3 protein-coding genes are annotated in these 18038 nt (G+C 56.0%); 2 read left to right on the top strand and 1 reads right to left on the bottom strand.

Annotated elements, in window-relative coordinates; genetic code table 11:
• Nucleotides 1-164 precede the first annotated feature (164 nt).
• Together ABEA92_RS26830 and ABEA92_RS26825 are read left to right on the top strand one after the other, a co-directional pair.
• A complete protein-coding gene (locus ABEA92_RS26830; protein ID WP_345688126.1) occupies nt 165-1475 on the top strand; it encodes an Lpg1974 family pore-forming outer membrane protein in 1311 nt (436 codons plus the stop codon).
• Between the two features lie 483 nt (nt 1476-1958).
• Complete coding sequence (locus ABEA92_RS26825; protein WP_345688124.1) at nt 1959-15923, top strand: Ig-like domain-containing protein; 13965 nt, start codon at nt 1959-1961, stop codon at nt 15921-15923.
• A gap of 163 nt (nt 15924-16086) precedes the next feature.
• Here the strand turns inward: ABEA92_RS26825 and ABEA92_RS26820 are convergent, their stop codons facing one another.
• On the bottom strand, nt 16087-18021 hold the full coding sequence (locus tag ABEA92_RS26820) for a cytochrome c3 family protein (protein ID WP_345688122.1): 1935 nt from the start codon (nt 18019-18021) through the stop codon (nt 16087-16089).
• Nucleotides 18022-18038 lie beyond the last annotated feature (17 nt).

Below are 18038 nucleotides of genomic sequence, written 5' to 3'. Positions count from 1 at the left end.
GGCTGTAGGTCCGGCTATGTCGATTATTCCCACAAGTCGGGTGGTACTAGCTCCGATACCTCTACCAGCGAGGGGAGTGTTAACCCGCTTGGCGGCAAATGCTGTTTCTCCCCCCCTCACCGGAAACTCATCCGGCTGGATTATGAAACACAGGAACTAGCGAAATGAAACGAAACTGGATTGGCACTCAAGCCGTACGTGCGTTGACAACTTTGGTCGCTGCACTTCCTCTCACTGCTGCGAACGCTCTTGATGGGGTCAGTCCCAGCTTTGCCAATCAGCTTGAGCGGGGGGCTGAGAGCCAATGGCAGGGACAATATGCAGGTGATCCCGATTACCTGCCACCCGAATACGAGGCTCCCGTGTACAACGGCCCTGCGTATGAAGGAGCTGATTTTGAGCCGCCGATTTACAACGAATCGAGCCATTCGCCGCACATGATGCCACGACAATCCGGGCACTGTGATTCCTGCGACGCGCCATCGGGTCACTGCGGATGCGAAAAGGACCACGGTGGGGGAATTCTTGAGAAACTTCACAAGATGAAACAAAAAAGCGATTGCAATGTCGCACCGTGGTGGGCACATCGCACCAGCTTGTTTGGCGAGTTCCTTTGGCTGCGACCGGGCAGCACCGATTTGATTTATGCGACCGAGCAAACCGATCCCGATCCCTCCGTCGCTTCGCCGACCGGCCCACTTGGGATCGTTGGTCTGGATGCCGAAGCGGGGTTTCGCGTCGGAGGCAGCATTGGGTTGTCACAGTGCAGCAGCATCCAATTGTCGTATGCACGTTGGGACGGCAGTTCACAAAGTGCAATCGAAGCCCAACAAAACTATGTACTCGCATCCAACGTGACTCACCCGAGCGTTGCAACATCGGGCAGCAGCAGTCTTGAAGCCTTTGCTTCGCAGGACATGAACTTTCAAACGCTTGATTTGAACTACCGTCATCTCTGGAAACAAACCAACTCGATCGCCGTGAATTGGTTGGCGGGTGTTCGCTATGGCAACATCGAACAACAACTCAGTGCCGACCAAACCGTCTCGGTAGCGACCGGTCTTACCAACGTCTCCACCGACATCGATTTCGATGGCTTTGGTATCAGCGGCGGATTGGACTTCGAAACCTACAGCTGCAACACCGGATTGATGCTGTATGGCAAGACGATGGCTAGCTTGATGGCTGGCGAATGGAATGCAACCTATGACCAACGCAATCAATTCGGTGGCGGTGTGATCTCGAACCGCTACGAAGACTTCCATGCCACGCCAACGCTTGACGCCGAACTTGGCGTTCGCTGGATGGGGCACAAGCGTCACTTGGTCCTCTCAAGTGGTTTCTTGATGAGTGCTTGGTACGAAGCGGTCACGACCCGCAGCTACATCGATTCGGTCCGCGACGGTCGCCTGACCGACGCCGGAGAAACAATGACCTTCAGCGGCCTGACCGCCCGCGCCGAATGGCGATTCTAATCACGCAAACACAGGGGGCTTATCTCCCCTGCCGATTCTCCAATGCCACGAGAGCCTTGGCGTCAAAATTTGACGTCAAGGTTTTTTTGCGTCCACTCCCACTGCTGCCGCACCTTTCACGACTTCAACGCCGACACGTTTTGCCCCTATCTCTGGTGGGCGAGCACAAAACTCCATTCCACCCGGGGGGGCATGGAAGTGGGTTCTGGGCGGCTCACTTTTTCGCCTAAAAAAATTGGCAAGACCGCACGCGAATCCGCGTCAATTTAGCGAAAAACAGCTGCATTCACATCGAAGCAGCCGAGTTCCATCAAATATGTGAAAAATTCGATTTTTTGCTGTCATCCTACCGACTTTTCCTATTTTGACGGTTACGGAAACGCTATGTTGAGTTCGTGCTAGGCTACAGCCACCCTTGGGAGGGGCCGCAATTTCTGAGTGGGTGTAGGCGGACAAGATTTACATCTCGGACTGGAGCTCATCATGTTTTTCAGAAATCGCGAAGCAAGAAAAAGTCGGCAATCCACCCACCAACGCGATTCAAAGCGTCATCGACTGACCTCGTTGTTGTCACGCAAACCACGCGTCGAGTCACTTGAAGATCGTCGGTTGCTTGCGCTGGACGTCATGAATCCAACGGCCTTCTTGCCCGTTGATACGGTGCTGACGACAAATCTCGGCAAAGATTTTTCGCATTCAAAACCGGTGAGTGAAAGTCAGGGATTCAATCAATTGATTGTCCAGTCGGAAGCCGAGCCTGCGAATGCGAACGGCCTCAATGATACCCAGGCAACCGCGGAGTTTATCTTCGGCTTTGGAACAGGCGACAGCGATGATTTCGAAGCCGACCTTGTTGGCAACTTCGAAAGCACGACGCAGATTCCATTCGTTCCGAACGCAGAAGATGACGGCAGTATTACGCTAGCGAGCGTCACGGGACTTACGTTGGGAACTTCGATCACAAGTAGCGGTGTGATCGGTGACGGACCGCATGGAAGCAGCGGAACGGGTTCGGGTGACTTTGATTTCTTCAGCGTTACGGCAGCGGCCGGTCAGCACATCATTGTTGACACCGATACCCCGGCTTCGTTCTTGGACTCGTTCGTCACGATTTACGACAGTGCAGGAAACGTCGTTGGATTTAACGACGACGATGGAACGTCATTTGATAGCCTACTAGATTTCACCGTTCTCAGTACCGACACCTACTACGTCTCGGTACATGCACTTGCAGGGATTCAGATTGATCCCTTTGACTCGTCCTCAGGACTTGGATCGACCAGCGAAGGCGCCTACGATGTGACGATCTCTTTGACGGCCGGTGATGTCGACTTTTACAGCTTCGACTTGATGCCCGGTGACATTATTGGATTTGCCGGTGATGCAACTGTATCGGAGGTCCAAATTTTGGATCCCTCAGGAATGCTCGTCCAAGGTTCGCAGGGAGATGCGAGCTTCATTCACCCTGCCATATCACCGTTGCCGGGAGGTTTAGGCGGGCCATCGGCATCTCATGTTGCAAGCACCGAGGGCACCTATGCGATTCGGCTTGCCGGATTCCCTGGACCTTACTTCGGACAACTACGAGTCTTTCGTCCAGCGATCCAAGCAGAACCTGTTCAGACACGCCAGGTCCTCTTTCTTGATTTCGATGGAGCGGACGTCGATCCCGCAGCATTCGGTGGACCATCAGGAATCACCTCACTATCGCCTCTGTCCACGTTTTTACCGGGCTGGGGGCTCAGCGGCGCCGATGAGGACGCTGTGATCGATGCAATTTTGGACACGGTGACGGAAAATCTAGCCGACGACCTCGGAGGAACTTCTGGTACTGGACTCAATGGCGAGTTCTTCGTCTCGGACATCCCGGGCGAATTTGCCGTCGAGATCTTGAACAGCCGTGACCACTCGGATCCGTTCGGTGTGTTTGACAATGTCAGCCGCCTGGTCATTGGCGGTTCGATCGGCGAATTGGGAATCGGCACGATTGGCATTGCATCCGCGATTGACGTTGGCAACTTCTCGCTAAACGATGATGCGATCATTTTATTGGATTTGTTGAGCGGTCCCGTTACGGATCCTAATTCGCTAAACCAGTTTCCACTTGCTCCTGGGGCATCGATGATCGATTTGATCGGCGTAGGCGTCGGCAATATTGCTGTCCACGAAGCCGGCCACTACCTGGGAAGTTGGCATCAGGACCAATTCAATGCAGTCGCCAGCATCATGGACCAGGGTGGCAATTTGAATAACACGGTCGGTGTAGGCCCCAATGGGGTTTTCGGCGACAGTGATGATGTTGATGTCGACTTTGCCAGCGACTTCTTTGTGTCAAACGAAGGTTTCACCGGTTTTGAAGACACGTTGAATACAACTGCGTTTGGGTTGTCCACCGGAATCGCAGCCGGAACCTACTTAGATTTCGTTAGCGGCACATTGTTTGTCGCAGGTACTACCGACGACGGCGTCGACGATAACATCCGCTTGGTGCGTAACGGCGCGGACTTGGAAGTCTTGGTCAATGGTGTCTCGCAGGGGGTCACCCCGTTTGCGTTGATCAACGATATCGAGGTGCGTGGTTCCGGCGACGATGATTCGTTGTCAGTCGACTACAGCGGTGGCAACCCAATCCCAGCCGGCGGCATCCGCTTCGATGGTCGAGGTCAGATTTCCGCTAACGGCGATTCGCTGAGCATCGAAGGGGCGACGTTTACCAATCAAACGCTCAATTACACCACAACCAGCGTCGACGGAAACGATGGCGACATTGATCTAGACGGTTCGATCATCACCTACACCGGGCTCGAACCGATCAATGCTGGGAACGCCGCCGACACGATTCTCAACCTGCCGATTGCATTTGCTAACAGTGCAACGTTGCAAGACAATGCCGCGGCAGGCTTCATTGAGATCATCGACAATGGTGCCACCTTCGAAGACACGATCATCCCCAATCCGACAAACTCGCTGACCGTCAACCTTGGCGACCAGGGTGACATACTGACGGTCACGACGCTCGACGCGAATTATTCCGCTTCCTTGATCATCAATGGGGGAACCGATCCGAATCTCATTGACGCAGTCCAGCTTGATAACGTGAACCTAGACACCGCAAATAACGGCCGCGGATTGTGGGTAACCGAAACTGAACTTTTGAACGTGACGGGCGGAACGATTTCGAACAACACCGCCCTGATTGGCGGCGGAGTCTTGATTGATAACGCCACCAGTTTTTCCGGAACCGTTGCAACCTTCGATGGTGTGACCATCACCGCCAACACCGCGAACGGCGGTTTCGCGCCGATTGAAGGGGGTGGCGGTATCTACAACCGTGGCGGTGCTCTCTTGCAAATCATCAACGGTTCGATGATCAGCAACAACGTTGCCACGACTGGCGATGGAAGTGGTGGGGGGATCTTTAACAGTGGTTTTCTGGTCGTGGATGACTCGATGATCAGCGGAAATAGTGCCAATCGCGCAGGTGGTGGCATCTACAACAACAGCGGCAGTGTTGCGAACATTCAGAACGGCTCAGTCATTGATGACAATACCGTTCTCGGATTCGCAGGCGGCGGAGTCTTCAATGATTTTGGTGCGACCTTAGACATCACCGGCGCCACCATCAGCAACAATAACAACATGGGCTTCTTTGCAGGCGGCGGAATTACAAACTTCGGCAGCCTCACCGTTCAAGGGGGTTCGCAAGTGGTTGGAAATACATCGCTCGGATCCGGAGGTGGCATTTTCCACGACGGCGGTTCCACTTTACTGGTCGATGACTCCTCGATCAGTGGCAACAGCGCCGCAGCGGAAGGTGGCGGCATCTTCAGTTTCAGCGAGACGATCATTCAGGGCGGGTCAACCATTGATGGAAACATCGCCACGCTCGGGGGAGGGATTTTCAGCCAAGCACCAGCCTCACTCACCGTTCAAGACGCATCCAGCGTGAGTGGCAATACCGCGACCTCGCAAGGCGGCGGAATCTGGACGGGTGGCGCTGCGACGATTCAAGGTGGAGCGGTGATCGATGGCAACAGTGCGACGGTTGAAGGGGGTGGGATCTTCAACGTCAACAATCTGACGCTACTTGACGCAACGCTTAGCAACAACACAGCGGGAGTCATCGGAGGTGGAGTCTCGAATCAATTTGCCACGGCCATCATTGACGGAGCAACGATCACAGGCAATACCGCAAGCGGTAACGATGCAGATCAAGGTGGCGGCGGCATTTTCAACTTAGGCAACATCACGATTGCGAACTCGCAAATCAACAGCAATTTGGCCAACGGTACTGCGGGTAGCGGCGGGGGAATCCTTACCGGAGGCTTTTTCTTTGCCTCGGCTAATATTAGCAACACGACCATCAGCAACAACATTGCCAATCGAGCAGGGGGCGGGATCGAAGCCGGAACGAATTCGTTTACGACGCTGAATAACGTCAACCTCGACAATAATAATGCTGGAGCCGCGCCGGCAGCCGCTGCTCCCGGTAACGGGGGCGGAATGCATATCACCGGCGATGGTTTCGTGGACATCATCGGCGGCACCGTCAATGGCAATCAAGCCGCCGCCGAGGGAGGCGGTTTGTGGAATGGAACCGGAACGATGACAATCGATGGCACCACCATTTCGGACAATACCGCAAGCGGTGATGCATCAGACCAAGGAGGAGGCGGGATCTTCAATAGCAGTGGCAACATCGGAATCACGAATGCACAAATCAGCAACAACAATGCCAGTGGCATTTTAGGTAGCGGAGGCGGCATCCTGAACGACGGCGCCGGTTCGATCACGATCGTGGACTCCGCTGTCATCGGCAATCAAGCCAATCGTGCCGGGGGAGGCATTGAAGCAACCTCCTTTACCAATACATCCTTGACAAACGTCACCTTGGATAACAACAACGCCGGCCTCGCCCCGGCCGTTGCGGCACCCGGTAACGGAGGCGGGTTGCATATCACCGGCTTTGGTAACGCAGTAATCTCGGGTGGATCGGTAAGCGGCAACCAAGCCGCTGCCGAGGGTGGCGGTTTATGGAATGGAACCGGTTCGCTCACCGTCTTCAGTGGCACCACGATCGCAAACAATACCGCTGGCGGCGGTTTATTTGATCAGGGCGGCGGTGGAATCTTTAATAACGCTGGCAATTTGTTCGTTGACGGGGTGATCATCGACAACAACCTGTCGATCAACACCCCCGGGGCAGGCGGAGGAATTCTTAGTGACGGCGGGTTCACGCGAGTGGTCAATTCAACGATCACAAACAACAACCAATATGGCATCCGTATCATCAACGGATCCGCCGACATCACCAACAATACCTTCGGCGGCAACGACACCGCAGATTTGTTGATTGATGGCACGAATACGAATGACACGTTCGACATCGCCCCCGATTTGATTCACTTCGGCGGCAATACGATCATCTATGATGGTACTGTTCCCGACCTGCACGTTCGTGGACTCGACGGCGACGATACGTTTAACGTCACGCCGAGCCTTGACACGCGGATATTTATCGACGGTGGAAATCCGGTTAGCCCCTCGGCGCCCGGCGACACTCTAAACCTGACGCTGCAAAACGAAGCAAATGTTTACAGCGACAAGGCTTCTCCGTCGGATATCTCGATTACCACGACCGTTGCCGGGCTGCCAACGCAAGAGGTCGATTTCGAATCAATCGAAACATTTGTTGTCTCCCCTGGAGCGACCAACCAAACCGTCAACTTCTTCGGTGACAACGACGGTGCTACACCGCAAACCGACAATTTGGTTCTCGTAGGTCGCGATGTCGACTCACATCTCGCTCCCATCCCTGGGGCCGCTCCTGAATTCCAACCGGATGCGGATGGCGCCAACGAGTTCCAGTGGAGCCTCAACGGCGGTCCCAACTACGGCTTCCGCAACGTAGCGTTTTTTAATTACGACAGCGGCGAAGAAATCGACACGCTGGAGATCACTCCTCATGCAGACGACACTCCGCGTGGCTGGGGCATCGATGTTGCCTTTGACGAAGGAGCGCCAAGTGGGGTTGATGGCGATCAGGCAGACCTGTTGATTCTGCACACTTCGTTACTAGGGGGGCAGGTCAGCGAAGACATTTTGATTCGGCCTGCGGGTCCGGATTCGGGTGAGGTCATCGTTACGAACAAGAGTGACGGTTCGCTGATTCTCGATATCGACTATGTCAACAACACCGACATCATCGTGATCGATGATGATGGATTTACGAACGACAACGACACGTTGACATTGCTCGGCACCAACCCCAACGGCGGCGGGACGAGTGGCAACGAAACGGTCATCGCCGATTTCACTGTTGCTGGCGGTGCCTTGACGCCTCAAATCAGTGTTCGTGACGGCGGCACCGTGCTCTACAACTTACGTAGTTTTGCTGGATTTAGTAGCGTTCAGTTCGATCTACTAGGCGGCGACGACTCGCTCATTCTGACTCCTGATTCCTCAAACGCCAACGGGTTGCAAGGAGTGACGATCAACTACGACGGTGGCGATCCCGTCGCGTCGGACACCTTGATCGTCAATGCGAATGCGAATGCACGGGTAACGCAAGGAGCTGAATCGACCAGCGGACTGGTGGATCAACTGGGCGCCGGTGTGGGCGATGTGAATTACACCAACATTGAATTGCTGAACGTGACATCAGCAACTGCGGCAAGCACATTAACGGTCCGTGCGACCCATGATGACGACACTGTCGCGCTGAGCCCCACGGCGACGGCGAACGAAGCACGCGTGTGGGTGAACGATGGAGCGGTCGTGACAGCGAACGCGGGTGGAGCCAACGCAAATATTGCTGAGGTGGTTCTACAAGGTCGGTTCGGTGACGATGCGTTTTCGATCACCCCAGTCGACGACGTCAATGTCACCGTCGAAGGGGGTGACCCCGCTGCAAGCGATACGGTCACGATCAACGGCACGTCGGCAGATGACACCGTCACGATTACCCCCACCGCCGCTGACGCGGCAACGGTCCAGGTCAATGCACTTGGTTTGGTGACTCTGGCCACCGTCGAAGGCTTGATCTTTGCCGGCTTGGGCGGCGACGACGCATTGACCGTGGTCGCAACCGCGGCGGCCGATACGATTGTCCACACACCCGGCGCTGCGGTGGACGAAGGAACCTTCCGTGTCAACAGCCTGCTGGGAATCCAGTACCAGAATCTCGGTGCCGCATCCCAATTGACGGTCGACGGCGGCGGCCAACCCGCAGGAACGCGTGACCGTTTGATTGTCAACGGCACCATTGGCAACGATGTCTTCGATGTCGCGGCCACGACCGGTACGGTGACGCTCCGTGATCCCGCATCCGCGCTGGTGCATCGGCCGATTACCCCGTCCGACGTCGAGGCGCTGACGCTCGAGGCTTTCGATGGCGACGATTCGTTCGTCATCAATACGCCTCAGCCCTACTCGCAAATCGCGATCGCGGGCGCCAGCCCAGGTGGTAGCGATCGGCTGAGCGTGATCGGCGCGGTCGGTGTGGCCGAAGCCTTCACCGTCTTTCCCGGGTTGGTCCCAGGCGAAGGACGTGTGGCGGTCGATGGATTGAACATCCCGTATCGAGGCATCGAGCACCTACTGCTAGGAGACCTATTTGGCATTGGCGCCGGTGATACTGATTCACTTGTCATCAACGACGACTTCAGCGACAACACCTGGAACGTCGGCGGCGGCCTTGTCGGCGACCTGGTGCAGATCGATGATCGAGAATCCATCGACATCAGTGGCTTCGATACCGTCGAACTTGTCAACCAATCGGGAGCGGATCGATTTCGGCTTGCTCCAACCAACATGACCTTCAGCTTCCAATCCTCCTTTACCGTGACTGGTGACGCTTCGACACCGACGGACGATGTACTGGAATTGGTAGGGACATCAGCGGCAGACATCATTTCGGCGACAACCAATGGCGTGACCGTGAATGGAGTCAGCATCACTGCGGGCACCGGTTTGGGCGAATTAGAGGTTCATGCTCTCGGCGCGGATGACGCCGTTGATTTGACCCGATTCACCTACGGCGGTGTCTCACTGCACGTCTCGATTTTCGGCGGCGATGGCAATGATACGATCCTAGGATCTGCCTTGGACGATCTAATCGACGGTGGTGCGGGCAATGACAACTTGTTCGGTGGCATCGGTGACGACGTGATTCATGGTGGCATCGGCAACGACCGAATCACCGGCGGCGTTGGCAGCGATTCGGTTTTTGGTGACGCGGATAGCGATCTACTCATTTGGAACCAGGGTGACGGTAGCGACCTCGTCGAAGGCGGCACGGGCAACGACGTCGTGCTGTTTAATGGTGCCGATGGCGCAACGGTCCCAGTGGAAGATTTCACTCTCAGCGCTGGCGCTCCATTCTTGACCCACCAACGGATTGAACTCCAGCGGATGCAAGGGGGCGTGCTGCTAGACATCGCGTCGGTAGAGCAAATCGATATCAGCGGCGATACGGGAGTCGAGAATTTTCAAGTCAACGACCTGCAGCACACCGATCTGCGAATCCTGAACCTCAGCACAGGCCCGGACGGAGACACCGAGTCGGTGACGGTCGAGGGACGTCCCGTGGACGACACCATCAATGTCAGCGGCCGAGAAGGAGGCTTGATCCTCGGCAACCAACCGGATGTCGTGTTCACGATTGATGTTTCCGGAAGCACGACATCCACGTTCGCAGGAACCGCTGTCGGCGACCTCAACAACGACGGAACCGCCGACACCATTCTGGATGCAGAGATTGCAGGATTCATTCGGCTGAATCAAGAACTGATCGACCGCGGCTTAGGAAACGTTGCTGACGTTGCTATCGTCGCCTTCGGTTCTTCTGCGACCAACATCGACATGGATCCTGTGGCGCCCGGGATTCAGATTTCCACAACGCCGAATGCAGATACAGACGCGAATGGAGTGTTGGATGTTGTGCAAGCTCTGCAATCGCTGGTGGATGGGGCTTCGACAAACTACGAAGCGTCGCTGGCTACCGCGATTGCGACCTTTGCCGCACTTGGAACCGCTTCCGCTAACGGCAATCTCATCTTCCTGTCAGATGGATTCCCGACAGCCGGAGGCGTCTTTACGGACGAGGTTGCGACCTTGACTGGCATGGGGATTAACCTGAGAGCCTTCGGGGTTGGCACGGGTTCGAGCTTGGTCGACTTGCAACTGATCGATCCCACGGCAGTTCAGTTTACAACCACCGACGAGTTGATCACCGCCTTTGGCGGACTTGGCCCCGGGGGTGCGGTTCAGTTGGTCGGTCCGATCAAGGTCGCAGGTTTGTCCTACGATATCAATCTAATGGGCACCAACATCAGTGACACCGACTTGTTGACCGTCAATGGCAACGAAGGCAACGACGTGATCAAAGCCGAACCGGGCGTTGAATCAATTGTCGGGATCGCCTTTAACGGCGGCAGCGGCGATGATTTCTTGTCGGCCGATGCGATTCTCAATGGCGGTGCTGGGAATGACACGCTGATTGGCGGACTTGGCGACGACACCATCAACGGCGGCGACGGTGACGATACAATCGACGCGCGTGGCGGTAACAATACAATCGATGGAGGAGCCGGCGCGGATACCATCTTGGTCAGTGGAACCTCCGCAGGCGAAACCATTTCCACCGTCCACGCTGGCGGTGCGTTCACGATTACGGGGGGGTTGTCCGCTGGGGTCAACACGATTGCGGGCATCGAGCAAGTTCGCATCGAAGCGGGCGACGGTCCCGATATTGTCAACGTGACAACCGATCCCGCCGGTGGACTCGACTACAACGTCTTCGGCGGCAACCCGATCGGCGTGCTGCAAGGAAACGGCGACACACTGAACGTCATTCTCGGCGGAGCTCCCTTTAGCCTCCAACCGGGTCCCGAAGGAGACTCGGGTGGCGTGCTCGTGCAACCGAACCAGACGATCAGCTTTGATGAATTCGAGCTACTGCAAGTAGACGGAATCACGTTGCTGTTGCCGGACGAATTCGAACCCAACGACACGCAGGCCACGGCAAAGGTGCTTGGCAGCGAACCGGCGATCACGGTGATGCGAGCGACGCTGCACGCGACCCAAATGCCATCGGGCGGCGCCGCGGGGGTTGTCAACGATGATTGGTATCAAGTCACCGCTCATGACACTGGAAAACTGATTGTCAACGCTCATTTCACCGCCGACTCAGTCCCATTGGATGGCGATGGCGGCGACGTCGTGATCAACTTGTTTGATTCGTCCGGGACGTTGATTGTCGCCGGTGCGGCGGTCACAGGCGGTCAGCAAATCGTGGTTCCTGTGGTGGCCCAACAAAAATACTATGTCCAAGTCTCCTCCGCCGATGGCGACCAGAACACGTACGACTTGGAGATCGAGAGTTTTGCGGCTCCGATTCCTGCCACTCCGTTCCTGAGTTCCACAAGCGATTCGGGGATGCTCAACAACGACAACGTCACCAGTGACAACACTCCGGCCATTGTCATCCAGGACGACTTGGCTGACTTTGCCGCCATGAGCATCCCCATCGACCAGGGTACCGCGGTCGCCGGTGCAGAAGTCATTCTCAGTTTTACCTCGACCACCACGGGGACGGTCACCACTGTCGAAGCGAACCTGGTCAATGCGGCGAACCCAACGCTATGGAGTGCGACCTCCACCGCTATGGCTGACGATGTTTACCTCGTGCAATCTTGGACACGCATCCAGGACGCAGCGGGCGTGGTTGGACGCAGCCCGCTCAGTGGTGCCTTCTTGTTTACCGTGGATACCACTGCTCCGGCCATTGCTGCGGCCCCAGATCTATTGAGCATCGCCGACACGGGGATGTTCGACAATGATGATGTCACGCACATTCAATCCGTAGCATTAGCCAATCCCGCCGGCACGACGGTCGAACCGAACACAAAAGTGCGAGTCTTCTCGGGAACCGAGTTGGTCGGCCAAGGCTTCGCGACCACCGAAGGCAACTGGGAAATTACCACCGAACCGCTCGACACCGGAACGCATTCGTTGACCGTCGTACTGGAGGACGTCGCGGGTAACATCAATGCGGCAAGCGAAGCCCTTGTAATCGATGTCGATGCGGTTGTGCCCAACACGCCGTACCTGGATTTGATCAACGATGACGGCCACAGCACCGATGACAACATCACCGGCCAAAACCTGCTGCAATTCGAGATGGTTGGCGATGACACCGTCAACGGCAATGGCAACCCACTGCCCAACGACGTTATCTACCGACTGTATTGGCGAGTCGGTGATGGAAACGGAGAAGTGTTGGTCTACGATTCGTTCGCCGAATTTGGAAACACGTTTACGACGCTGGGAACGTTGACGCGAACCGTGACGCAAGTGCTGAACGATCCTGCCGGCCCCCCATTCCCCGATGGTGTCCACAACTTCAAATTGGAAATCGAAGACCGCGCCGGAAACGTCAGCCCCGATTTCTTACTGCAGGTCAAGATCGACACGACGGTGCCAACCACGACGATCGACATCTTGGCATCGAGCGACAGCGGGATGTACGACGACGACAATGTCACCAACATTCAAGAGATCGCTTTCCAAGGTCGTGGCGAAACCAACGGCATCATCACTCTGTTCGCTCAGAAAGTGAACAGCAGCGGAGTGACTTTTGGTGAACTGTTAGTCATCGGCACCGGCAACGTTGGGTCGGACTTTACCGATGTCCAAGCCGGTATCCCCGGAGCGACCGACACCGATGGACTGGGGATTTGGGAGATCACTGCCGAGCCGCTTACTGATGGTGTCTACGACGTTTACGCATTGATCGAAGATTGGGCTGGCAACGAAGCCGTATCGGAAACGATCCGTTTGGAAGTCGACACGCTTGACCCGAATTTGCCGCTGTTGGATTTGGACGAAGCGAGCGATAGCGGTCGACACAATGATGACAACATCACCAATGACAACACACCGGCGGTCAGCGTGACCACCCACGATGCGAATGCCGATCTGCACGCCGTGGTTCCCGATTTGACCGTCGCCGGTGCGTTTCTGACGGATTATCTGAAGTATCGCATCTACAATCGCGCAGAAACCGGGGTCGTCGGTGGGCAAACGTTGGTGACCGAGACGCTGCTTTACGATTCCGCAGCGGACGCAACGGCCGATGCAAGCACATCGCTTCTCGGGCACAACGCGATGTTTACAAGTTTGCAACTGCTAAACAGTGGAAACGCCCAAACCATCTTGCCCGTGTTGGCTGATGGCATCCATAACTTGAAAATCGAAGTCGAAGACCGAGCGGGCAACATTAGCCACGACTTCCTGTTGAATCTGGTGATCGACACGACGGCCCCGGCTGCCCCCTCGATTTCGCTGGATCCGTCGGTGACCGATAGTGGCATCCCCAGCAACATCGGCAGTTCATCCGACCGCATCACCAACGTGCGAACCCCGGGATTTGTTGGCACGGCCGAAGCGAACGCTTTGGTGCGGCTGTATGCCGATGGTCAAGGCATCACCAATAACGTGATCGATGCCTCCGATGCCGCGATCGGATTGACCGTCGCGGTTCCAATGGATGGCGACGATGCCCTGCCCGGCGGTCAATACCGCGCGATTTCAACCGCCGATCTGAACGTCGGGTTTACCTTTGACGGCCAACGCCAAATCGGGGGTACCGCCGAAGATTTAGCCGGTAACGTGTCCAATCCGAGCTTCTTGAACATTTTGCTCGACACGACTCCGCCGACCGTTACCGGAGTCGACTATGCTGCAGGCGACACCGTGTTCGCCTCGAAACCGAACCTCAGCCCAACCGCCCCGGTCGATTCGCTGTTGATCACGTTTGCCGGCGGGCCGGCTGCAGCGGCAGGCCTCAGTTCGCCAGCGGTCGACCCTGGACTCGCAGCAGACGTCAGCAACTATCAATTGGTCGGAGATCACAGTGGACAAGTCTTGATCGAGAACGCGTTCATTGTCAGTTCATCGCCCGAACAAGTGGTGGTGCGTCTACAGTTCGCCGCTCTGTTAGCCGATGACCGTTACACATTGACGTTGGATGATTCGATTTCGGATGCCGCCGGTAACTCGCTGGACGGCGACTCATCGGCCCAGGCTCCGGGAACTCCGCTGGCTGTGCTGCCATCGGGCAACGGAATCAGCGGCGGTGACTTTGCTGCTCGCTTTACCGTCGACAGCCGCCCTGAATTCGGCACCATCAGCCAAGGCCTTGTCTACGTCGACATCAACGGAAACCATGTCTTTGACCCCGAGGGCCAAGACAACGATGCGACCAATCGCGACTTTGTCATGCAGTTCGGCCAATTGACCGACGCCTTATTCACCGGCAACTTTGCCGACAAGGACACCGGCATTGCGTCCGGATTTGACAAATTGGGAGCATACGGGCGTTTCAACGGCACCTATAGCTTCCTGATCGATACCAACGACGATGGCGTTGGCGATGTTGCATCGATCATGCCCGGGCAATACCAAATCAATGGAATCCCGGTTGCCGGTGACTTTAGTGCGGCACAGGATGGCGACGAAATTGGATTGTTTGATGGTCAAGCTTGGTACTTGGATACCAATGGGAACAATCAAATCGAGAGCAACGAAAGGATCGCGGCCAACTACAACGGGCTGCCGATCGTGGGTGATTTTAACGGCGATGGAAGCGATGATTTGGCCGTCTTTGTCAACGACACCAACCAGTTCATCTTTGACACCAACCGCGACGGTACCGGCGACTTTACCTGGGACGTCCGAGACGATTTTGAGCGATTCGGTGGTCTGAGTGGTTTTACCGATCGCCCGATCGTTGGCGATATCAACTTGGACGGCATCGATGACATTGGCATTTGGGTGAAAGGCCGCCAAGGCATCCTGCCCAAAGAACAAGGGGAAGTGTTCTTCTGGATCTCGGACCAAGTCGACAACAATCCCGCCAACGTGTTTGACGCTTATTCACCGGCTCCGCTGGGCAATGACACGTTTGCCCAGTACGGTGACGAGACCGCACTGCCCATCTTCGGCAACTTTGACCCGCCAATCACATCCGCTAATGCGCCGACCAATTTGACGGGGCTGACCAATGCGGTGAACCGTTACGATGTCAACAACGATGGCAAGGTAACCGCACTGGATGCGTTGACGGTGATCAATGCGATCAGCCGCGGATTGACCAATGCAGAAGCCAGTCAAGCACCACGATTGTTGGCTGCCGGAGGCAACTACTTGGATGTCGATTCCAACGAGGTCGTTACCGCGTTTGATGCGTTGTTGGTGATCAACGAAATGAATCGGCTCGGCCAACGCGGCAGTTCAGCGCAAAGTGAGTTGCCGATCCAAAGCAGTTCCAACGACCGCTACATCGAGGCGGTGGACGACGTTTTCAACCAGATTTCGCTGGATGATGACGACGACACCGATTGGATCCTCGCTGATTTGGAAAGTCGCCGGGGCGTGTTGTCCTAACCCGATCCGGGTTTGACGATCCAAAAACGTGGGATTCAAGCCGTAGCTACGTTCGCCAGAACGTGGTCCACCGTCTGGCGACGGCAGCTAGAGCAAATTTAAATGGCATTCGCCTACGTTCCGCGGCTCACCAAAGTTCAGAACTTTCCGAACAAAGAACTAATTAGGGCGTCGCAGCACGAAGATCTCGCACCGCGATTCGGTGCGCCGCGGCTTGGTCGGATTCGCCCTGATAATCCAACAACACCGCAATTTGCTCGTGCGCGACAACCAAATTCGGAGCAATGCGAAGAGCTTGGCGTAACGAGGCGATCGCCTCGTCAAGCTGCTCGGCGTTGATCTGGCACACCCCCAGCAGATAGTGGTCCCCGGCGACGCGTCGGTACTTCGTCAGTTCTTGATACCACTGCATCGCGGTCGCGTTATCTTGCTGGCGAAACGCAATTTGTGCCAGCACATCGATTGCGCTTATTTTTGCGTCAGACGCCGAGGGCTCATTTTCGACGATCATCGTCGCCAGCTGTTTTGCAGGTTCGAGCATTCCTGCGTCGAGATAATCTTTCGCCAGCGCTGCCCGAACTTCACGGTCATCCAATCCACCGCGATGCAAATCCAACAGCACCCGTTTGGCCCGTGCCAGTTCTTGCAAAATCGCATCATCGTGGCGATCGTTGAACACCAAATGGTGAACCGCCAACGCCCAGCGGCGATCCTGCTCTGCGGCCGAAAGCTGTCGATCGGGCGTGATCGGGTAAACAGCGGATCCGCCGTCACCGTCCCCGAGGTTGCTCGCGAAGTGGGCGTTCTCCGGCGGCGTTTGCTGGATGCGTTGATACGACTGACGATGAACGCCGATCGTGTGATGATGTAGCGCCGCATGAGTGACATTCGTCTCGCCCTTGGGCATGTGGCAATCGGAACAATCGTTTGCGTTGGTCCGTTGCCGTTGAATCTGGTCGATGCCGCAATTGGCGTCGCCATGACACTGCAAACATGCATCGCGGTACCGATCCCGCTGAACATCACCTTGGTTGTGCCGATGCGGATCGTGACAATCAATGCAGGTTAGTGTCGCCGAATTTTGATAACAGCGGCTGGCATGCAATTGTTCGGTGTGTCCGACAATACGCAAACCGTCGCCCTGGTTTGCCACTTTGAAATCGGTGCGGGTGTCGGACAATCGGTCGCCAGGACGGAAATCCCACACGTCTTTTCCCGCCGCGGTGACAAACAGAGCACCTTGCAGATGGCACTGCGAACAAACGGCCTCACTTTCGCGGCGAGCTAACCGTGCCGGGTTGACGATGTCATCGACGATCGCGGCGTTCTGATCGAGACTTTGATGCTTCTTGGCATGGGTTGCCCCCGCACCATGGCACCGCTCGCACCCGATCGCAGGTTCACGCACAATGAATTGGTTTGGATTCTGATTCACCACATCGATGCTGCCGACATGGCAATAGACGCAGCCGGTGGTGACCACTCGGCTAAACATGATTGGCGATCTCGGTTCGTAACCAGGCGACAAATCCCAATCACACGTTTTGGCGTACCACGTCAACGGTGATTCGCAGACGAACGCCCCGTCACGAAACAGATAGGTGTGGGCGGTGGTACCCGAGCCAAACTCGTATGTTAAATCGGCTTCTTGCATCCAGCGAACCAGCGTATTCGTTCCTGGCACCGTTTCTCGGTGTGTCATCGTCGACGATGTGCCGTTGACCTCGTAAATGCGTCCCGATTGTGGATGCTTCCATTCGGCTTCCGCCTGCAACGTTGAATTGGCAATCTCGCGAGCCGAACGAGCGTGCGAGGATTCAAGATAACTTTCGTATTGCGAGGGATGACACGCTGCACACGTTTGTGTCCCAACCGTGCCCTTCGGCAATTGCTGAATCGCGACGGATGCGGCAGATTCGGCAATCGGAGACGCCGTCGACGTCGCGTTCGCTGGGGCACTGACACGAACCAGTTGCTCGGTCGTCTGCCAATCAGCAGCGCCGGGAAAGCTTGTCGCAGTGGTAGTGGGTTCCGAGGACGAGCAACCGCATAAAGCGACCAACAGGCCCCAGCGAGCGGTGCGGTTGGAACGTCGCATCGCTGTGCAGACGAAAT

It is taken from the genome of Novipirellula caenicola, assembly GCF_039545035.1.
Lineage (GTDB): Bacteria > Planctomycetota > Planctomycetia > Pirellulales > Pirellulaceae > Novipirellula > Novipirellula caenicola.
This window is presented reverse-complemented; position numbering and strand designations above follow the sequence as displayed.

What these genes read in the sequence shown, in the direction of transcription:
- ABEA92_RS26830 (WP_345688126.1), top strand. Translation starts at nt 165, where the DNA reads ATGAAACGAAACTGGATTGGCACTCAAGCCGTACGTGCGTTGACAACT.
- ABEA92_RS26825 (WP_345688124.1), top strand. Translation starts at nt 1,959, where the DNA reads ATGTTTTTCAGAAATCGCGAAGCAAGAAAAAGTCGGCAATCCACCCAC.
- ABEA92_RS26820 (WP_345688122.1), bottom strand. Translation starts at nt 18,021, where the DNA reads ATGCGACGTTCCAACCGCACCGCTCGCTGGGGCCTGTTGGTCGCTTTA.